The following is a 20,515-nucleotide window of genomic DNA, read 5'->3' as shown; positions in this document are numbered from 1 at the left end:
GTGCTTGAACATTATAACGATATATAAAATTATGATGATAGAAGTTTTAAAGAGTAAGTTGCATTGTGTTCAGGTTACTGAGGCCAACCTTAATTATATGGGCAGCATAACCATTGATGAGGATCTTATGGATGCAGCTAATCTTATTGCAGGTGAGAAGGTTCAGATTGTTAATAATAATAATGGTGAGCGCCTCGAGACATATATAATAAAAGGTGAACGTGGCAGCGGTTGTATCTGTCTCAATGGTGCGGCTGCAAGAAAATGCCAGGTAGGTGATACCGTTATAATCATTGCTTATGCATTGATGGATTTTGAAGAGGCTAAGCATTTTAAGCCAACGGTGGTCTTTCCTGAGAACAACAGACTGGTCAAGTAAGTGTGATAAATCAGTAGACAGATTTTTTGTTTAAGACTAAGATACAATAAAAGCGGAAACATGAATTATCTTTTTCATTGTTTCCGCTTTAATTTTTCTACCAAAGCCCGAAGGCCTTGGTAGTTTAAGACTGATTATTCAATAACTACAAGCGGGGTGTCTTCCATAACGCTTTCACCCTCTTTTACAAGGACAGCTGTAACCTTGCCGCTCTTTTCTGCGTCAAGATTGTTAGCCATCTTCATAGCTTCAAGAACAACAACGGTGTCTCCGGCTTTTACTTCGTCGCCAACTTTCACCTTTATTTCTGTTATTACACCTGGTAACGGTGACTTTACAGCATTGTTCAGGTCTACTTTGTTGGTTGATGTTGGAGCAGAAGCTGTTTCTGCCTCGGGCTGTGCTACAGGGCGAACAACAACTTTCTTCTTTACGGGTTCCGGTTCCTTCTCCATCTGAACCTCGTACTCTTCACCGTTGACAACAACGTTGGCAATATTGTCGTTTATACTGTTTATTGCAACTTCATATTTGTTGCCGTTGATTGTATATTTATATTCTTTCATATTGTTTTGTTCTTAAGGATGTTGCGTCATTGTGAGTATATGAGACTCCCATTCGGAGTGCTTGCTCTTTATTGTAATGACACCAGCTTCTTTGTCGTGCACGTTATTTCCGTTGTATTCGTGCAAGGCTAGTGCTATGGCGGCATATACTTCGTTATTCTTCATTGTCACTGACATTTAAGTTTTGAAACAATTACATAGGAATGTTTCCGTGCTTCTTAGCAGGAAGACCATCTCTCTTTGTAGCAAGCTGAGCAAGGGCGCGACAGATGCGGAAACGAGTGTTGCGCGGTTCTATAACATCATCAATGTAGCCATATTTAGCTGCCTGATATGGGTTAGCGAACATCTCTGTGTATTCCTCTTCTTTTTCTGCCAGGAATGCCTTCGGATCTTCGTGCTCTTTTGCTTCTTTAGCGCAAAGAACTGCAACGGCACCGCTTGCACCCATAACTGCGATTTCTGCAGATGGCCATGCATAGTTGATGTCTGTACGCAACTGCTTGCAGCCCATAACGATGTGGCTTCCGCCATAGCTCTTACGCAAAGTAACTGTTACCTTTGGAACAGTGGCTTCGCCGTAAGCATAAAGCAGCTGTGCTCCGTGGAGGATAACTGCATTGTACTCCTGACCTGTACCCGGGAGGAATCCAGGAACGTCAACAAGGCTTACGATAGGAATGTTGAATGCGTCGCAGAAACGAACGAAACGTGCACCTTTGCGGCTGGCGTTAACGTCGAGTACACCTGCGTAGCATGAAGGCTGGTTAGCAACGATACCTACGCTCTGACCATTGAAGCGAGCGAAACCAACGATGATGTTCTTTGCGAATTTAGGCTGAACCTCAAAGAATTCGTTGTCGTCGGTAATTGCTGAAATAACCTTATACATGTCGTATGCCATGTTCGGATCTTCAGGAATGATCTCATTCAGAGAATCTTCCATTCTGTTGATTGGGTCGTTGCATTCCTTGCGGGGAGCTTCTTCCATGTTGTTAGACGGAATATAGCTCAGCAATGTCTTGATCATTTCCATTGCCTCTTCCTCTGTAGAAGCTGTGAAGTGTGTAACACCGCTCTTTGTAGAGTGTACACTTGCGCCTCCGAGGTGCTCCTGGTCGATGTCTTCACCTGTTACAGTCTTAACAACTTTAGGACCTGTCAAGAACATGTATGATGTATTTTCCATCATCAGAGTGAAGTCTGTCAATGCCGGTGAATAAACTGCACCTCCGGCACACGGTCCGAAGATACCGCTAATCTGAGGTATAACACCTGATGCAAGAATGTTTCTTTCAAATATTTCAGCGTAACCGGCAAGTGCGCAGATACCTTCCTGAATACGTGCACCGCCAGAGTCGTTAATACCAATTACAGGAGCGCCCATCTTCATTGCCATGTCCATAACTTTGCATATCTTCTGGGCCATGGTCTCAGAGAGTGAACCGCCGTTTACGGTGAAATCCTGTGCAAAAATATATACCAGTCTGCCGTCAATTGTTCCGCTTCCGGCAACAACGCCATCTCCAAGATACTGTTTCTTTTCCATGCCGAAGTTTGTGCAACGGTGAAGCTTGAACATGTCAACTTCTTCAAAACTGCCTTCATCAAGCAACATATCTATACGTTCGCGGGCTGTGTATTTTCCACGTGCATGCTGTTTCTCAATAGCTTTTTCGCCGCCACCGAGACGAGCCTGCTCGCGTTTAGCGATAAGCTCCTTGATTTTTTCTACTTGTTTACTCATGATTTCTGAATGTATTTTTTATGTTTTTAGCGTTTTTATTCATATTAAGATTTAAAGCGGTGCTATAATAGCACAAGGAATTAAAGGCAAAATTCAATATTAATTGAAATTCACATTGTCTTTAATTCCCTGTCGTCCCTCTTTAATTTTTAATAAAAGAATTATTATTTCTCACAGAGTTCTGTAAGTATTCCGCATGTTGATTTCGGATGCAGGAACGCGATGTTCAGTTTTTCTGCACCTGGTCTTGGAGCCTTGTCAATGAGACGTACGCCTTTGCTTTCGCATTCAGCCAAAGCATTGCTTACACCGTCTTCAATGCAGAATGCTACATGATGTACTCCGTGATTGCCTTTGTCGAGCCATTTCTGTATTGTACTGTCGGGTGATGTTGGCTCGAGAAGCTCGAGTTTTACTTCTCCGCATTTCAAGAAAGCTGTTTTAACCTTCTGGTCTGCAACTTCTTCGACTGCATAACATTTCAGTCCTAATACATTTTCAAAATAAGGTAAAGCCTCTTCAATGCTTTGTACGGCTATTCCTAAATGCTCTATACGTGAAATTTTCATATTTTATAGGTTTTATAAGATGTGCAAATATACATATAATTATTTAATGAAACAATAATTTATAGCTTTTTAATTTTTTGTATGATTTAATGTTATTGCTACATTTTGACATTGCCAATGTGTCGGAATTGCACTTTAGCTTCTGAAATGATGACACTTTGCCGTCTATTCGGCTTTTTGCTGTTTATTGCTGTCGCTATTTCTTGTCTGTCTCTTGAATTCTGCACATGTGAGCGCTGTTGCCATTGCGACATTCAGGCTATCAGCTTTCTTGTTCTTTTGGTAACAAGGTATGAATAGCGATCTGTCAACCTTTGACAATATCTGTTGGGATATTCCGTTGCCCTCATTTCCCATGATTATAATTCCTGTTGGAGTCAGCTCCTGTGCGTATATGTCGGTCCCGTTTAATGCTGTTCCGTATACCAATGCATTAGCCGGTTTATTTTCTATAATTTCGTTCAGGTCTGTATAGATTATGTTTACATGAGCGATACTTCCCATTGTTGCCTGTACTACTTTAGGATTATAAGCGTCGGCAGTGTCGTTGCTGCAAAATATTGTTGAAATGCCAAACCAGTCGGCTATTCTTATGATAGTTCCGAGGTTGCCCGGATCTTGCACTCTGTCAAGTGCAAGGCAGAGTTCGCGTTCACATATACTGATGTCCAGAGTATGGGTAGGTATCTTGAATATTCCCATCACTTGCTGTGGATGCTGTAAGAAGCTTATTTTCTTTAGCTCATCGTCTGTCACCGTCACGTCTTGTGGCCTTGCGCTTTTGTTGTTAGCTTTATACCATTCTTCTGTAGCAATAAGATGTTCCGGATTATATATCTCCGATAAGTCTCCTACAACTTTAGGGCCTTCTGCCACAAAGACACCTTCTTTCTGTCTGTTTTTCTTAAGTTCGAGTGAACGTATATATTTAATGAGATTTTTTGAAATCATGGTGTTGACGGATTTATTGTTATATGGTGTTTGTGTCTGACATTATATTAAATATAAATAATCTTTTACGCAAATCTTTTCAGACCGGTTGGCCTAAACTTATTGCCGTTATACCAATTTCATTGTAATAACGTTGGCAAAAGTACTAAAATTTTATTATTTTTGCAACTTGAAATTTGCATTAAATGATAAAACAGGTATCTAAATATATTTCTTTATTTGTTTCGCTCTTGATTGTCGTGCTGGTGCTGTCAGGGTGTTCTGCATCGAAGTTCATACCGGAAGGAAAGTTCCTTTTGGATGATGCAGAGATAAAGTCTGATGTTAAGGACGTCAATCCTGACAGACTTAAGGCATATATAAGGCAGAAAGGCAATTCAAAGTGGTTCTCCCTGTTTAAGATACCTCTCGGCACTTATGCGTTGTCCGGCAAGGATTCCACTAAATGGATAAACAAAAAACTTCGTGATTTAGGAGAAGACCCTGTTCTGTTTGACTCTCTTCAGACAGCCATGACATGCTCTGATTTAGAAAATGTGCTGCATGGTCTTGGATACCTTAGGGCTACCGTAGATTATAACCTCGACTTTAAAAAGAAAAAGAAAGTTTTTGTTGTGTATAACCTTCATCCGGGTCCTTTGTATCACATAAGTTCTGTCAGTTATGATATTCAAGATGATAAAATTGCGGAATTCTTGAATACGGGTGAAGAGGGAGGCTTTAAGCCTGGATTACGTGTAGGTATGCCTTTCCTGACAAACGAACTTGACAATGAGCGAAAGGCACTGACAAAATATTTAAATAACAACGGATATTATAAGTTTCATAAGGATTTTATTACATATTCAGCCGATTCGGTGCGGGGAAGCACCGATGTTGACCTTACGTTGCATTTGCATAAATATACCGCCAACAGCAAAAGTCCTGAAGAGGCACACACACGTTATAAAATAAATGATGTTACATATTACAGCAATGACGAACGTAATTATGTGCCTCTGCGCCAGTCAGTGCTTGAAGAGAATACTCTTATAGAACCGGGAGAATATTTTAATTCGGAAGCACTTCAGAAAACATATAACAGATTCAGCCGTCTCCAGATTGTAAAATATACAAATATACGATTCAACGAACTTCCTGACAGTGATAAGCTTAACTGTGATATCGGTATCAGCACAAATAAGATAAACAGTGTAATCTTTCAGCCTGAAGGAACAAACACTGCCGGAGACTTTGGAGCTGCAGCATCGCTTACTTATGAGAATAAGAACCTTTTCAAAGGTGCTGAAACGTTTAGTGTAAAATTGCGCGGGGCTTTTGAGGCCATTACAGGTCTTGAGGGTTATCAGAATCAGGACTATGAAGAATATAGTCTGGAGACGAAACTTGTCTTTCCGCGTCTGTTGGTTCCGTTCCTTTCAAAGAATTTTAAGAGACAGTCGGCTGCCGTAACTGAGTTGACGGCCAGTTATAATATGCAGAACCGTCCTGAATTTCATCGCCGTGTTTTTTCTGCCGGTGTGAGATATCGTTGGGATGACGTTAAGCGCAGGCGTAGATATAATGTAGATCTTATAGACCTGAACTATATTTATATGCCATGGATTTCGAAAACATTTAAAGAAGAATATCTTGACGATGTGGACAGCAGAAATTCTATTTTGAGGTATAATTACGAAGACCTGTTCATAATGAAGCTAGGCTTTGGCATGTCGTACAATAATGGCGACGAAGCCTATAAGTTTAATATTGAGACAGCAGGAAATCTTCTTAACGGTGTTTCACGTCTGATTGGCAGCAGTGTAAACAGCGACAATCAATACACCTTATTTAATATTGCTTTCGCTCAGTATGTGAAAGGAGATTTCGACTATACCCGCATGTTCCGTTTTGATTCACGTAACAATCTTGCCTTTCATGTTGGTTTTGGCATTGCCTATCCTTATGGCAACAGCCGTGTATTGCCTTTTGAAAAGAGATATTTCTCAGGAGGTGCCAACTCTGTGAGAGGATGGAGCGTCCGTGGACTTGGACCGGGAAAGTTTAAGGGGACAAACGGCTCTATCGACTTCATAAATCAGACGGGTGATATAAAGCTGGATATTAATCTTGAGTTCCGTTCTTTCCTGTTCTGGAAGATTTATGGAGCTGTTTTTGTTGATGCCGGTAATATATGGACATTGAGGTATTACGAGGAACAGCCCGGAGGACAGTTTGACATTAAAGATTTCTATAAGCAGATAGCCGTTGCTTACGGAGTGGGCTTAAGACTCAATTTCGATTTCTTTATTCTTCGTTTTGATATGGGTATGAAGGCCATAAATCCGGCTTATGACACACAGCAGGAACATTACGCCATCTTCCATCCTGATTTTAGTCGCGATTTTGCTTTTCACTTTGCAGTGGGCCTTCCATTTTAATCAGCCACCTGCCGTCTCTTTTTACCACGTTGATGTTATATACTTCGTGTTCTGATATTCTTCCGGGACGTCCTATAGTGTCTATCTTAAAGACATTATATGCGTCGCATTTCACTGTTGCCAGTGTGTCGTTCACATAGTTTACCTCGTCGGTTTCATGCGTGGTGCTTTCAGTGTTATTGTTAATCACATCGATATCTTCCTGAAATATATTGCTTGCCATGAACCTTATCCATTTTTCTGATTCCGGAGTGCATAAGGGTATGGCTTCTTTCAGTTTAAGGTTAAAATAATTTGAGGCAAACTGGTCAGTCACTGATATTATATTTTCCTCGTCTTCCGACTGATAATGTTTTGTACAGGAACCGAAAATTAATAGACAAATGATAGTCAGGAAAGATATTTTCATATTGATTAATTTTCTACAAAGATACCATTTTTTTTTGTACCATGGTCAATTCTTTATAAATTTGCAGACAAAAAATATCAAGATGCTTAATTTTATATCTTTCGGTAGTGGAAGTTGTGGAAACTGCTATTATATATATACCGAGACATACGGCATACTTATTGATATCGGTATAGGAATAAGAAAGCTAAAAAAATATTTTCATGATTATGGCCTTAGTGTAAAAAACGTAAGGTATGTGCTGATAACTCATGACCATGCAGACCATGTTAAGTCTGTAGGAAGTTTCAGCAACAGTCTTGGTGTGCCTGTGTATGCCACGAAAGAAGTTCATGAGGGTATAAGAAGTAACTATTGTGTAAGGAAAAAGATAGATGCGGCAAACGTCCGTATAATAGAGAAAGGTAAGGACATCGTTCTGGACGATTTCACGGTGTCGGCATTTCATGTGCCTCATGACAGTCGCGACAATATAGGCTTTAAAATTAAGTACGAGAATACCAATTTCTGCCTGATGACAGATGTCGGGCATGTTACCGACGAAATGACAAAGGTTATTAATGACGCCGACTATTTGGTCATTGAGGCTAATCATGACGAAGAAATGTTGCGGACTGGCCCATATCCCGAATACCTTAAGAAGAGAGTTGCCGGCGGCAACGGCCATCTGTCAAACAGACTGTGTGCGCAAAGTCTTGCTGCCAATGCCACGGGCAGGCTCAATCATGTGTGGCTGTGCCATTTAAGCGAGGAGAACAATCATCCGGAACTAGCCCGCAAGACCGTTGAAATGGGATTGGCAGGCTCAGGTAATCCTGATTTGGCACAGCTAAAGGTAGATGTATTGAAAAGAAACAGCCCAAGTGGGGCATATATACTTAAATGATTAAATTGGATTGAAATGAAAAAGTTGTTTATTAAGGGTGCATTGTTATGCACCGCATTGTTTTTCACGGTTCAGGCCGACGCTCAGATCAGTTTGGGTAATATCCTGAAAAATGTAGTGTCTGGTGGCTCATCAGAAAAGACAACCACTGAGACAACATCTTCAGACAATTCAGGCGTTGGCGGCTTGTTATCGTCGCTTACGAGTATTTTCTCATCAAACAAGGTGGCTACAGAGGATAAAATCATAGGCACATGGGTTTATGAAGAGCCGGCAGTTGTGCTGTCGAGCGATGACATGCTGAAGAACATAGGCGGAAAGGTGGCTTCTTCAGCGGTAGAAACTCAGCTGAAGAGCAAGCTGGAAGGCTATGGCTTCAAGAAAGGCAGCGTGACCATGACTTTTGACAAGTCGGGAAACTTCACCCAGACGCTTATGGGAAAGAAAGTTACCGGTACATACACCATTGAGGATAAGAACATTGTGCTGAAGTACGGCGGCAAGATTTCACAGATAGTAGGAACAACACAGCTTGACGGCGACAATCTTCTTATCGTTATGAATGCGTCAAAGCTTCTTGAGTATGTAAACGTACTTGGTTCTGTGTCACAGAATTCAACACTTAAAACAGCTGCTTCGCTTATAGGCGGAATGGATGGTCTTGAGTGCGGACTGAAGCTGGTTAAGCAGTAAATTTCAGCTCTAAGAGGTGATGCCGGCATGGATATTGAATAAAAATAGTTAAATGTTTAGTTAATACGAGGCAAAATAACACTTATATCAGCTAAAAGCATTACCTTTGCGCCGCTATTACGAGTTGATAGCATAAATTCAAACCTAATTACAAATAAAAAATGGCAACAAAAATCAGATTACAGCGAGGTGGCCGTAAAGGTTATGCCTTCTACAGCATTGTCATCGCAGATGTAAGAGCACCACGTGATGGTAAGTTTACAGAGAAGATTGGTACATACAATCCTAACACCAATCCTGCTACGGTAGATTTGAATTTCGACCGTGCTCTCTATTGGGTTGAGACAGGCGCTCAGCCAACAGACACAGTACGCAATATCCTTAAAGGTGAGGGTGTTTATATGATGAAGCATCTTCGCGGTGGAGTAAAGAAAGGCGCTTTCGACGAGGCTGCAGCTCAGAGCAAGTTTGACGCTTGGAAAGCTAACAAGGTTAAGGGTCTTGACCAGATTCGTGAAAACGAGGCTAAGAGCAAGAAAGACGCTGCTGCTAAAGCTCTTGACGCTGAGAAGAAAGTAAATGAGGAGATAGCTAAGAAGGTAGCTGAGAAGAAGGCTGCTGCAGCTGCTGCTAAGGCTGAGGCCGAGGCTGCTGCAAATGCAGAGGCTTCTGCTGAAGAGGCACCTGCTGAGGCTTAATTTTCTTAAAAAGAGATTTTAGAATAGGGCCGGCTCATCATTTGAGCCGGCTTTTTTGTTTTCTTTCTTCTGTTATGTCTTAGGGTTGTTTTGCTTTTTTCTTTCTGCTGTGCCTCCTTTTGTGGGATATGATGCTCGTGGCGTTTCTTTATCTTTGTTTTGGTATAATGGTTCTTTCTGTTTAATTATGATGTTTGCTGTTTGAGTTGTTTCTGTTTTTTTTATATTGTCTCGTCTATTGTCGTTCTTTTTGTATGGAAATTTCATTGTTACGTTGTCGCTGTTTTGTAAATATAATTCTCTATTCAGACAGAAAACTTTTTATTTTTAACGCTCTCAGAGTGGCCATGCTCTCTGCAAAACAATGATTTTGAGCGAAAAATATCAAAAATAGTATATATTTGACAATATGCTGATATACAATGACTTACATTGTTTCTTGGTAAAGACAAGAAGAGTTAAAAAATATTACTATGCCGTTTGGCGGTCAGAAACGGCTCATTTAGCAAGGCAAACTCATGCTTTTATGTCTTGAATATGCATGAGTTTTAATTAAAAATGTGCCTCTTTATTGACTTTTGTGTATGCTAAATGTAAATATATCTTAATGTTTAACCTCTATGTAGATAGAAAATAAATGTATATTAACATTATGATTTCTAGATTAAAGAAAACTCATGTCCTGATTTTTTACCGTTTTCTTCATTTTGTCAGTAGTTGCTTTCTATTGAGTTTTTCTCTCTTTATATGAAATATTATCAATGTTATGCAAGTAAAATTCTTTTACTTCTTTCCGTCTTATGTAATTAGCATTGTTAATGAGTTTAATATGTCTTTAATCCGTATTGAGACATGTATAATTTGTATATTCATTTATTCCGTCTGTTTATTGTTTCCAGTAGACATCTTGCTGTATGCCTTTATGGGCATTGCCAGCAGAGTCTGTAAAAATATCGACAGCAATTTGCCAATATAAAAAACAGCAGTTTGTCATAATCCTTATAACTCCTTGAGGCATATACGGCGGCTTCTGTATTTTTGTCAAAATATGATGTTTCATGTTTATGCCGATGGCACGATTTTTGGTGATGAAATTATACGTGTGTTCTGGCCATAAAAGATATTGTTGGGCTTATTCGGCTTGTGCCAATATTCTGACATAATGCCGCGATGTGCTTTTAAGTGCTACAAAATATATTGGGCGGATTGTGCCGTATGGACATTCCGTCATGCTGTGGCTAAGTAAAAAATTACAGATTAATCAGTAGAATATGTTTAAGCAAAGTGTCAATAAGATATTGTTTTTTGTAGTATCGTTTCTAGCGTGTTTGTCATCAGTAAGTGCAGAGGCTGCATCATCAGATCCTTTGTGGCTGTCGTCATGGCGTGCAGGCACGGTCGTGTCTGATTCAGATGTCAAGTCGGTAGGCATATCCCGATGCTTTGTAAGCGAAGATATTAGTGACAAGGTGTTCAAACGCATGTGGCTCAAGTCGTGGAAACGCAACTGCACGATGAAGCGCAGCCAGCTTTGCTATCTGAAGATGCTGCACCGTAATGCCAAGGGGCAGACACAGCTTGGCGAGATGGTTGTAAACAGGGCTATAGCCGGTAAGGTGTTGAGACTTTTCAGAAAACTTTATGATTCAGGTTACCGTATTGAACGTATGGTGCTCATCGACGATTATGACGCAGACGATCAGGCCTCGATGCGTGCCAACAACACTTCGTGCTTTAATTTCAGATTTATGACAGGATCAAAGACACGAGTTTCAAAGCATGGTCAGGGACTGGCAATAGACATTAATGCGCTTTATAATCCTTATGTCCGCAAGAACAGCAACGGCACATGGACTATTGAGCCGAAAGAAGGGCGCCCTTATGCCTTCAACCGAGATAAGCGTAAGGATATTCCTTATAAGATTGACCGCAATGATCTGGCATATAAGCTGTTTATTGAGGCTGGGTTTACATGGGGTGGGGCATGGCGCCGTTCAAAGGACTATCAGCATTTCGAGATAAGCCTTTAGAGTTTTGGCATCTTTAGCAATTGCTGAAATTGCATATGGTTTCAGCTTTTATGTCTTGTCTTTTTTGCAGGCATTTTATAATGTTTGCATAGATATGGCTTTTTGAATGAGTTTGTCAATGTAATTCTCAAAGAAAAATATTTTATCTATTCATTGTGTGGTGTTCGTTTTCTTTGTATTTTTGCTGCCTGATGATCGAATGTCATTAGAATGATGCCTCGGTGATTTGTCGTATGTTTGCAAGTGAACAGGACGTTTTCTAAGTGGGGGCTTGTCAGTTTGTTTGTGCATGGCAGTATTTGTTGCTGTTTGTTGAAACATTTAAAGTAGTTTTTTATTGAATATTTTGCGTATAGCGTGTGATGATTAATGTATTAAAATCGTTGTTTGTCTGGTTGTGCTTTATTCCGGCAGCCATTCTCAATGGCGGGTTTCGTCAACACGTACTTTCTGAATATATGGGCAATGCTTGTGCAATGGCGTTAAGCGGTGTATTGCTGAGTCTGTTTATATTGCTCATATCATGTTTTCTGTTGCCGCGTGTGGTAAAATTAAGCAGAAAAGGATGTTTGATAATAGGTGGATTATGGATGATTCTGACTGTAGTATTTGAAGTTGTCTTCAGCATGTCTGCAGGTCTTTCGTTCAGCGATATGCTTGTTGCATACAATCCTATGACTGGCAATCTGTGGCTGTTGGTGGTTCTGACAACATTTTTTGCTCCGTTATTTGCATATAAAATAAGACGTATCCAACAATATGGTGTTTATTAATAACTGAAGATACATTAAAATCTATTGATTGGAAGTATACAATATGTGCCTGGCTTGAAATACAGCATTGGAGATTTCTAGTCAATTGTGTTTGGTGAATAGAGTATTTACATTTTGCATAAATGATTTAGTATTATATGATTGATAAGTGTTTTGAGACCGAACGTCTGATTCTCCGTCCTTGGAATGTGGATGATGACGAGGCACTTTACAAATATGCGAGCAGTCCGATGGTTGGGCCTATTGCAGGGTGGCCGCCTCATACGTCTGTAGAAAACAGTTGTGATATTATACGCAATGTTCTTTCTGCTCCAGAAACGTATGCTGTTGTATTGAAAGCTACGGCGGAGCCAGTTGGAAGTGTCGGCATAATGTTTGGCAATGGAGTACATAGTGTGGATATGAATGAGGATGATGCCGAAATAGGCTATTGGATTGGTGTCCCATATTGGGGGCAGGGCCTGATACCTGAGGCTGTTAAACGTCTGCTTTGCCATAGTTTTGATGACTTAGGCGTAAAGCGGGTTTGGTGTGGATATTACGATGGAAATGTGAAGTCGCGTCGTGTTATGGAGAAGTGTGGGTTTACTTTTCATCATACAGAATGCGGAAAGATTTCACCATTGGGCGATATACGTACAGAACATTTTATGCTTATGACGTTAAGCGAGTGGAAAAATACAAGTAATAAAGAAAATGTCGCAGGATTTTGATATTAATGTATGGCTGGAGTGTTTCAGAGGTAAGCTTGTTTCACTCTTCGGCAGGCGTCTGCGCTTCTTCGGATTGCAGGGGAGTTATGGGCGTGGAGAGCAGACTGCCGGCAGTGATATAGATGTTGTTGTTGTCATTGACGGCATGAGCCGTCGTGACATATTTGCTTATCGCAATATGCTTGATACGATGGACCGCAGCAGCATGATTTGTGGATTTGTTGCCGGTTCGGAGGAATTGCGTGGATGGGAGAAGTCTGATTTGCTTCAGCTCTTTCTTGACACGCAGCCTATCATTGGTTCGCTTGACAGCTTTGGTGTCTTTTTCACCAAAGAAGATATACGCCGTGCAGTAAAGATAGGGGCATGTAATATTTATCACGCTTGTCTGCACAATTTTCTTCATGCGCGGAACAAGGGCGTTCTTGCGGAACTTTTTAAGTCGGCCAGGTTTACAGTTCGCATGAAACATTATTATGATACAGGCGACTATGTCGCTTCATTCAGCAGGTTGAAAGATGTTGTTCCTGATGAAGACAGGCAGATTTTGCTCTGTGCTGCTTCTGTGGCTGACGGGTGCAACAGTGATTGCTTTGACGGGTATAGTCTGATGCTTGCAGACTGGGCCGGCGATATAATCCGGACAATGCATTAGATGTATAGAGTATTTAGATAAAAAGAAGCATTCGGAAAAAGGCGGTAGACATCATGGTATGGCATTAAGCATTTACCAGCGACTGATGTTGACACCTTTTCCCGAATGCTTCTTTTGTCGTTTTGGGGGCCTATTTGTCAGGCTCTCTTCATCTTAGCTCTACAGTTCGTTTTTGTATATTTCAGTCAAGGCGTCCTGATATTGGCGCTCAATGTCCATATACGTAATCATGTTTTTGTAGATGTTGTCGGCTTCCACGTAATACTCTGTTACGGAAATTTCTCCGTTTTCAACCGCAGTGCGCAGCAATTTCAGTGTCTGTCGCATCAAAGGCACGTCGTATGCATCGGCCGAAGCTTTCAGCTGCTTCATCTGGTTTATCATAGTGCGTGCCGAGTTCTCGGCGTTAATACGTGCATTTGCATGTTGCATTACGGCTTCAGTCTGTCTTGCCTTTGCGATTTTTACCTTGTTCTTGCTTGAGAACAAAGGTATCGAACCTCCAATCAGGAAACCGTTGCTTGCATTGTCGCCCTCAGTATTTCGGCGGTAACCTATCTCAAACTTAGGAATCCAACTCTGTTTGTTCACCTTCACATCCTGTTCTGCGGCAAGCACAGAAGCCTGTGCTGTGCGGACAGTCCAGTCTGTGGCAACGGCTTTTTCATACATCGTAACTTCGTCGTCAGCCGGGGCTTGTGGATATTCTGTCATGTTTACCTCTATTGGCTGTCCTCCGTTAAGAGCCTGCAACTGTTGCATGGCATTGGCATGTTTGGTGTCAGCCTGAACAAGTTCTGTCTCAAGGTTCATCCTGTCGAGCTTTATTTTGTTAAGTTCAAGTGATGTGGCGTCACCGTTCTTGAATTTAAGTTCGAACATGGCCAACAGTTCATCGGCGTTCTTGCGCCTTTCCTGCAGCAGTTGTTTCTGTTTGTTGTAGTTGATGATGTCAAGGCAGAGCTTCTTGGCATTGACCAGAATGTCGCGCCGTGCCGTCTGATATTGCATGTCGAGCACATTACGCTGCAGTTGTCCGGCTTTCTTGCGCGCTCCGTAAAGGGTAGGGAAGTCGAAACCCTGGGTAATGACTAGCTCTGAACTTGCGATACCGCTTGTTTCGCTCTGAAAGAATGGGCTGTATTCTATCGAGAGGTCCTCGAGTGTGTTTTGCGATTTGTTCTCTATGTCTGCAGCCTCATTGCCTTTGAGCAGCGCTTTCAGTTCCATGTTGTTCTGCTCAACGCTTTTCAGTACGGCGTTTATGTCTTGAGCTTTTGCGCTGACAACTGCGGCAAAGGCCATGGCGGCCAATATTATTTTTTTCATTGTTCCTTATTTTGGTTGTCTGTTTTGATAATATTCTTTCGGTTCATCCACTCATATACAATAGGAATGATGAATGCGTTGAGGAAAGTAGACGTGAGAAGTCCGCCAAGTATGACTTTCGCCATAGGGCTTTGTATTTCATTACCGGGCAGGCTTCCGCGCAGAGCCAGCGGTATGAGGGCGAGAGCCGAGCATAATGCTGTCATAAGTATAGGATTAAGACGGTCGAGTGAGCCTCTCATTATGCATTCTCTCAGCGGAAGATGTTCCTCTTCGCGGAGGGTGTTGTATCGGTTGATGAGCAACATACCATTGCGCGTGGCAATACCAAACAGCGAGATAAAGCCGATTATGGCAGGGATGCTGACTTCTCCTGTGGTGAGTATGGCAGGAATGCTGACTTCTCCTGTGGTAAGTACCAGCGCGAATACGCCTCCGATAAGCGCAAGAGGAAGGTTGAGCAGGATTACTCCGCTCTCGAGGGCGTTTCTGAACTGCATGTAGAGCAGCAGGAATATTACGACGATGCTGAGCAATGATGCCAGCAGAAGTACACGGCTTGCGTTTTGCTCGCTCTCAAACTGACCTCCGTATTCAACATGATAGCCTTCCGGCAACTTTATCTCTGAGTTTATGCGTTTCTGAATGTCGTTCACTACGCTGCGCAAGTCGCGTCCGCTCGCGTTGGCAGAGATGACAATTTTACGTTTTACGTTCTCGCGGTTGATGGTGTTTGGCCCCATGGCAGATCTTACTTCTGCAACATTCGCCAACGGAATCTTGCGGCCGTCGGGCGTGTCTATCATCAGGTCGCGTATGCGTTCCATGTCGCAACGGTCGTGTTCGGCAGCACGTACCACAAGATTAAAGCTGCTGCCGTTGTCGTATACCTGTGATACTGTCTCGCCTGCCATATTGACACGGACAAATGTGTTAAAGTCGGCGATTGAGATGCCGTAGAGTTTCAGCATGTCGCGCTTAGGCTTTATTTCGAGTTCCGGACGCTCAATCTGCTGTTCAACGTTGAGATCGGCAATGCCGTCTACAGTACCTATGGCATCTTTTATCTGGTTGCCAATTTCAAACATCTTGTTAAGGTCGTCACCGAACAGCTTGATGGCAATGCTGGCCTGTGTACCGCTGAGCATGGCGTCAATACGGTGGCTGATAGGCTGGCCAATCTCGATATTGGCACCTGTTATTACGGAAAGTTTCTTTCTCACGTCGTTGAGCATCTCTTCGTGCGAGCGGTCTTTCAGCTCAAATGGTGCCTCGATTTCTGACACATTTACGCCAAGTGCATGCTCGTCAAGTTCTGCTCGTCCTGTTTTTCTTGCTACAGTCTGTATCTCAGGTATTGACAGCAGGATATTTTCGGCACGACGTCCTATTCTGTCAGACTCTTCGAGTGATATTCCTGGTAAAGAACTGATGTTTATTGTAAGCGAGCCTTCGTTGAACTTCGGAAGGAAGCTATGGCCGAGAGTAAAGAACAATCCAAGAGCAGCAACAAAAAGTATTGCAGTTGAGGCTACTACCGGACGCTTGTGGGCAAGTGCCCATGTGAGCCAGTGTTCATAGTGCTTCTTGAGCCATACTGTTACGAATGCTTCTTTTGGCATGCCCTCTTTGGTGTCGCGGCCTAGCAGATAGCTGCACAGTACAGGCGTGAGCGTGAGTGCAACGATTGTTGATGCCACTAGTGCCACGATAAATGCCACGCCGAGAGGTATGAGCATGCGTCCTTCCATTCCGCTTAGATAGAACAGCGGGATAAAGCTTACGATGATTATTGCTGTTGAGTTGAGGATAGGCATTCGCACTTCGCGTGATGCGTTGTATACAACTTTCAGCACCGGAAGCCGTTGTTCCTTTGGCAATGCTCTGTTTTCGCGCAGATGTTTCCATACATTTTCAACGTCCACTATGGCATCGTCGACAAGTGAACCTATGGCTATTGCGAGTCCGCCGAGACTCATCGTGTTGACGCTCATGTGGAAATAATGAAGAACAATGAGCGATATGAGCAACGATACCGGCAGTGTTATCAGTGAAATGACAGTGGTGCGGACGTTGGCAAGGAAGAGGAACAGCACTATAACAACAAATATAGCACCTTCGTAAAGTGACTGCTTAACATTGTTTATAGAGCTTTCGATGAAGCGTGACTGACGGAATATGTCGGTAGATACATGTACGTCAGCCGGCATATTCTTTTTAAGGTCTTTTAGTGCAGCCTCAAGTCTTTCCGTAAGTTCTATGGTGCCGGTGTCGGGCTGCTTGGTTACGGTGAGTAATACTGCTGGTTTTCCTTTCTCAGAAGCTGTTCCGAGTTTCGGAACCTGCGGTCCGGTCTGTACGTCTGCCACGTCAGCAAGGGTTATTGCATCGCCGTTGACTGTCTTTACGACGGTATTGCCCATTTCTTTTACGTCTTCTGTCGACACAACGCCACGAACGATATATTCGTTACCATATTCATATATCACGCCTCCATTGGTGTTGCGGTTCATCTGGTCAGTTGCGGCCATAACTTCAGCCAGTGTCACTCCGTAATGGTTCATTCTGCCGGGATGAAGTAAAATCTGATATTCCTTTATGTCGCCTCCTAATACAGCTACTTGCGACACACCTCCCGTAGACATCAGTCGGGGGCGCACCGTCCAGTCTGCCAATGTGCGCAAGTCGGTCATTGATGTGCTGTCTGCTGTAAGGCCAACGATGAGAACCTCTCCTAAAATAGACGATTGCGGACCTAAGGTTGGCTGCCCTACGTTGTCGGGTAGAGTCTCGTTTACGGCAGCAAGCTTCTCTGAAACAATCTGGCGTGCCAGATAAATATCAGTACTCCAGTCGAACTCAACCCATACAACAGAGAATCCCGTCGTTGAAGAAGACCTCACACGGCGTACATGCGTGGCTCCGTTCACAGCTGTTTCGATAGGGAATGTTACAAGTTGTTCCACCTCTTCTGCCGCCATGCCGTTGGCTTCGGTCATGACAACTACAGTAGGGGCGTTAAGGTCAGGGAATACATCTACCTCGGTTTGCCCTGTTGTGTAGATGCCTCCAATAATCAACAGTACCGCTGCAACAAGTATAAGCAGGCGGTTTTGCAGTGAGAATTTTATTATTTTGTTCAGCATTGCTTATCCTTGGTTTAGTGTTGATGCGAATGTGCGGGCAGACTAGTGCTGGCTGATGCCAGTCTTACTTGAGTGGCGCCCTTGGTAACTACTTTCTCGCCGCCTTTCAGGCCGCTTTTTATTTCAACTCTCTCACCGTCGGTTTCGCCTATTTCCACCTCACGGCGCTCATAGCAAGTGGCGTCTGTCTGTATATAAACAAAGTTTACTCCGTTCTCGTCGGTAAGTGCAGACACTGGAACACTTATTACTCCGGGGCGTTCTGACGTCAAAAGATAAGTCTCAACGAATGCTCCCGGCATGACGTCGGCCTGATTGTTGAACTCGAATGTTACGGGAATATAGGGTGATCCGTCGCCTGTTGACTTGCCGGTGGCAACAAGACGGCCGTTCATTGCTCCTATGTTGTATATTCTGTCGCTGTATGCTGTCTTAAACTTAGCCGACTTGACTGTACCCAGTATCGAGTAATATCGCTCTGGGACATTGGCTTTTAGATATAGCTTGCGTGTCTGGGTGACGTTCATCATAGGCTGTCCGACGCTTACATAGTCGCCCTCTTTTACAAGACATGTCTTTACATATCCGCTTATTGGCGATGTTACGGCCACTCCGCTTCCGCCTTTGCTTCCAGAGAATGCCTCGTAGGCAATCTTTGCAGATTCGTAGTTGGCTCTTATGCTGTTGAATTCTTTCTGTGTTACGATATTGTCTTTCACTAACTTTGCTGCGCGTTCATACTCCTTCTTTGCTGTCTGATATGCGATTGCAGCCTGTTTTGCCGGATTATCCTGAAGTTTGTCTGCTGAGATGGTGAACACTGTTCCTCCTTTGCTTACGGCTGTTCCTTCTGTTATGCCGCGTTGAAATCTTACTATACCTGGCACGGTTGCCACTATTGTGGCTTCATTGCCGGATGCTGCAAGAATCTTGCCTCCGGCCGGGATAACTCCGCTGAAGTTGCCCGGCTTGATAATCTCGGCAACTATGCCTGCCTGGTGAGCCTGCTCCGGACTGATAACAATTTCGGTAGAGTGGCCTTTTTCTTCACCTTCGTGTGCGTCTGCCTCTTCGCTGTGTGTGTGTTTGTGCTGACATGAAACCATGACCAGCATGCTTAGTACAGATGTAATTAAGATGTTTTTCTTCATGTTTATTTTATGTAGCTTTATTAATAATGTTTTGTCATATTTATTATTTATGCAAAAATAACGTAAAACGGATGCAACTTAGTTGCAATTGCGCATTTTGGAATATGTATGTTGCAATATGTCCTAAATTTATTGTCTTTATGCAGATGTCAGAGTCATTGAAGTTATGAATGATATGGAGAAAACTTTTGATGGAAGAGACGATGTAACAGTTTACAGATGTTATGAAAACTTATGGAAGACCAATATGTCTGTATGGGATATCTGTCAGTGAATACATTTGTCCGTAAACAACAATTTTCTTTTGTTCTTGTTGTGTCATTAAAAAATATGCTATAACTAAATAAAATATATTTGTTGATTTTGTCCTTTAATGCCGGAATAACGAATAAGTTTTATACCTTTGTTTTTAGATGTATTTCTGTAATAAAAAATAGAAACATCTGTTTGTGTTAAGTTGTGGAATGAAAAATAATGATAATGCAATGAAAATAGAATGTAAATTTCGTACAGCTACGATGAAAGACATACAGGAGCTTAAAAAACTTTTTTGTAATACTGTTATGACTGTTAATCGTCGTGACTATACGGCAGAAGAAGTGGCAGACTGGGCGTCGTGCTGTGAAAGCGACGGACGTTGGGAACAGTTGCTTTCTACTTTGTATTTTATTGTTGCTACTGATGTTGAAGGTCAGATGCTTGGTTTTACAGCCCTTAGAGGGGATGGCTATCTTCATTCAATGTTTGTTCATAAAGATTACCAGCGTCAGGGCATCGCAACGGCTCTGTTGCAGAAAATAGAAGCTTATGCATCGGAGCATGGAATAAAAGAAATGACATCAGAGGTGAGTATTACTGCCCGTCCGTTTTTTGAACACCATGGTTATAAGGTTGAGCGTGAGCAGCGTGTTCAGGCCAATCGTATGATTATGACAAATTTTATGATGCGAAAAATAATATAAGATGGATGTTTCTATTGTAGTATCGTTATTGCCATTATTCTTTTTGCTGCATGAGTTGGAGGAAATAATAATGGTGCGTTCATGGTTGGATAAAAATCAGGCTGCTTTACGTGAGCGTTTTTCAAATCTGGGACATATTATTGTGTGGATGGAACAAATGACCACCAGAAGGTTTATAGTTGTTGCTGCTGAAGAATTTATTATTGTTTCATTATGTACATTAATGTGTCTTTATTTCGGCAAGATTGTTGTATGGTATTGTTGTCTGGCGGCATTTGCGATTCATCTTGTAGTACATTTTATACAGTTCGTTGTGTGGAAAGGATATATTCCTGCCATCTTTACAACAGCGTTTTGTTTGCCATATTGTTTTTGGGCAATGATTAAAACATATTCATTTTTTTGGCTCACCCGATAAATAGTGGGGAAAGAAAATAT

21 protein-coding genes are annotated in these 20,515 nt (G+C 42.2%); 11 read left to right on the top strand and 10 right to left on the bottom strand.

Annotated elements, in window-relative coordinates:
• Positions 1–31: 31 nt before the first annotated feature.
• Complete coding sequence (gene panD, locus QVO66_RS04045) at positions 32–379, top strand: aspartate 1-decarboxylase (protein ID WP_053398445.1); 348 nt, start codon at positions 32–34, stop codon at positions 377–379.
• A 134-nt stretch (positions 380–513) separates the two neighbouring features.
• On the opposite strand, the gene QVO66_RS04040 is transcribed toward panD, so the two are convergent.
• The 5 genes from QVO66_RS04040 to QVO66_RS04020 form a co-directional block, all read right to left on the bottom strand.
• Positions 514–945: a biotin/lipoyl-containing protein gene (locus QVO66_RS04040; protein ID WP_021854128.1), complete on the bottom strand. Its 432-nt coding sequence runs from the start codon at positions 943–945 to the stop codon at positions 514–516.
• Between the two features lie 12 nt (positions 946–957).
• A complete protein-coding gene (locus tag QVO66_RS04035; protein ID WP_021854127.1) occupies positions 958–1,110 on the bottom strand; it encodes a hypothetical protein in 153 nt (50 codons plus the stop codon).
• A 28-nt stretch (positions 1,111–1,138) separates the two neighbouring features.
• On the bottom strand, positions 1,139–2,692 hold the full coding sequence (locus tag QVO66_RS04030; RefSeq protein ID WP_021854126.1) for an acyl-CoA carboxylase subunit beta: 1,554 nt from the start codon (positions 2,690–2,692) through the stop codon (positions 1,139–1,141).
• Between the two features lie 164 nt (positions 2,693–2,856).
• Positions 2,857–3,261 (bottom strand): methylmalonyl-CoA epimerase, encoded by a 405-nt coding sequence (gene mce / locus QVO66_RS04025; protein WP_021854125.1) that lies wholly within the window; start codon positions 3,259–3,261, stop codon positions 2,857–2,859.
• Between the two features lie 165 nt (positions 3,262–3,426).
• A complete protein-coding gene (locus tag QVO66_RS04020) occupies positions 3,427–4,212 on the bottom strand; it encodes a TrmH family RNA methyltransferase (RefSeq protein ID WP_021854124.1) in 786 nt (261 codons plus the stop codon).
• A 185-nt stretch (positions 4,213–4,397) separates the two neighbouring features.
• Between QVO66_RS04020 and tamL the strand changes: the two genes are divergently transcribed.
• Positions 4,398–6,632, top strand: coding sequence for a translocation and assembly module lipoprotein TamL (gene tamL, locus QVO66_RS04015; protein WP_021854123.1), 2,235 nt, complete (start codon positions 4,398–4,400; stop codon positions 6,630–6,632).
• Here the strand turns inward: tamL and QVO66_RS04010 are convergent.
• Positions 6,586–7,041, bottom strand: coding sequence for a hypothetical protein (locus QVO66_RS04010; RefSeq protein WP_021854122.1), 456 nt, complete (start codon positions 7,039–7,041; stop codon positions 6,586–6,588). The genes tamL and QVO66_RS04010 overlap by 47 nt on opposite strands.
• 82 nt (positions 7,042–7,123) lie before the next feature.
• Here QVO66_RS04010 and QVO66_RS04005 point away from each other — a divergent pair, with 82 nt between their 5' ends.
• The 3 genes from QVO66_RS04005 to QVO66_RS03995 all read left to right on the top strand — a co-directional run bounded on the left by QVO66_RS04005 (position 7,124) and on the right by QVO66_RS03995 (position 9,318).
• On the top strand, positions 7,124–7,927 hold the full coding sequence (locus QVO66_RS04005; RefSeq protein WP_288172568.1) for an MBL fold metallo-hydrolase: 804 nt from the start codon (positions 7,124–7,126) through the stop codon (positions 7,925–7,927).
• A gap of 15 nt (positions 7,928–7,942) precedes the next feature.
• Positions 7,943–8,620 (top strand): lipocalin-like domain-containing protein, encoded by a 678-nt coding sequence (locus QVO66_RS04000; protein WP_021854120.1) that lies wholly within the window; start codon positions 7,943–7,945, stop codon positions 8,618–8,620.
• 161 nt (positions 8,621–8,781) lie between these two features.
• Positions 8,782–9,318, top strand: coding sequence for a 30S ribosomal protein S16 (locus tag QVO66_RS03995; RefSeq protein WP_021854119.1), 537 nt, complete (start codon positions 8,782–8,784; stop codon positions 9,316–9,318).
• Between the two features lie 72 nt (positions 9,319–9,390).
• Here QVO66_RS03995 and QVO66_RS03990 read toward each other — a convergent pair whose 3' ends face one another.
• Entirely contained in the window at positions 9,391–9,585 is a 195-nt protein-coding gene (locus tag QVO66_RS03990) for a hypothetical protein (protein ID WP_288172566.1), read from the bottom strand.
• 1,061 nt (positions 9,586–10,646) lie between these two features.
• Between QVO66_RS03990 and QVO66_RS03985 the strand changes: the two genes are divergently transcribed.
• The 4 genes from QVO66_RS03985 (at position 10,647) to QVO66_RS03970 (ending at position 13,489) form a co-directional block, all read left to right on the top strand.
• Positions 10,647–11,348, top strand: a complete 702-nt coding sequence (locus tag QVO66_RS03985; RefSeq protein ID WP_288172565.1) for a M15 family metallopeptidase — start codon at positions 10,647–10,649, stop codon at positions 11,346–11,348.
• A gap of 362 nt (positions 11,349–11,710) precedes the next feature.
• Positions 11,711–12,121, top strand: coding sequence for a hypothetical protein (locus tag QVO66_RS03980; protein WP_288172586.1), 411 nt, complete (start codon positions 11,711–11,713; stop codon positions 12,119–12,121).
• Positions 12,122–12,258: 137 nt separating this feature from the next.
• The gene (locus tag QVO66_RS03975) at positions 12,259–12,834 is read left to right on the top strand and encodes a GNAT family N-acetyltransferase (RefSeq protein WP_021854115.1); all 576 of its coding nucleotides are present in this window, start codon (positions 12,259–12,261) and stop codon (positions 12,832–12,834) included.
• Positions 12,818–13,489 carry a nucleotidyltransferase domain-containing protein gene (locus QVO66_RS03970; RefSeq protein ID WP_021854114.1) on the top strand — a complete coding sequence of 224 codons (672 nt, stop codon included), beginning with the start codon at positions 12,818–12,820 and terminating at the stop codon, positions 13,487–13,489. Before QVO66_RS03975 ends, QVO66_RS03970 begins: the two co-directional genes overlap by 17 nt.
• Positions 13,490–13,648: 159 nt before the next feature.
• On the opposite strand, the gene QVO66_RS03965 is transcribed toward QVO66_RS03970, so the two are convergent.
• The 3 genes from QVO66_RS03965 to QVO66_RS03955 are packed head-to-tail and all read right to left on the bottom strand — an operon-like array spanning position 13,649 to position 19,115.
• Positions 13,649–14,818 carry a TolC family protein gene (locus QVO66_RS03965; RefSeq protein WP_021854113.1) on the bottom strand — a complete coding sequence of 390 codons (1,170 nt, stop codon included), beginning with the start codon at positions 14,816–14,818 and terminating at the stop codon, positions 13,649–13,651.
• Positions 14,815–17,964, bottom strand: coding sequence for an efflux RND transporter permease subunit (locus tag QVO66_RS03960; protein WP_021854112.1), 3,150 nt, complete (start codon positions 17,962–17,964; stop codon positions 14,815–14,817). Before QVO66_RS03960 ends, QVO66_RS03965 begins: the two co-directional genes overlap by 4 nt.
• 14 nt (positions 17,965–17,978) lie before the next feature.
• Positions 17,979–19,115: an efflux RND transporter periplasmic adaptor subunit gene (locus QVO66_RS03955; protein ID WP_021854111.1), complete on the bottom strand. Its 1,137-nt coding sequence runs from the start codon at positions 19,113–19,115 to the stop codon at positions 17,979–17,981.
• Positions 19,116–19,579: 464 nt separating this feature from the next.
• On the opposite strand from QVO66_RS03955, the gene QVO66_RS03950 reads away from it, so the two are divergent.
• Entirely contained in the window at positions 19,580–20,077 is a 498-nt protein-coding gene (locus QVO66_RS03950) for a GNAT family N-acetyltransferase (RefSeq protein ID WP_288172563.1), read from the top strand.
• 1 nt (position 20,078) lies between these two features.
• Positions 20,079–20,495 carry an HXXEE domain-containing protein gene (locus tag QVO66_RS03945; protein WP_021854109.1) on the top strand — a complete coding sequence of 139 codons (417 nt, stop codon included), beginning with the start codon at positions 20,079–20,081 and terminating at the stop codon, positions 20,493–20,495.
• The last annotated feature ends 20 nt before the right edge of the window (positions 20,496–20,515 follow it).

This window comes from Prevotella sp. CAG:255 (assembly GCF_000431195.1).
GTDB lineage: Bacteria > Bacteroidota > Bacteroidia > Bacteroidales > Bacteroidaceae > Prevotella > Prevotella rara.
The sequence above is the reverse complement of the archived record's forward strand: the minus strand, read 5'-3'. Positions and strand labels throughout refer to the sequence as shown.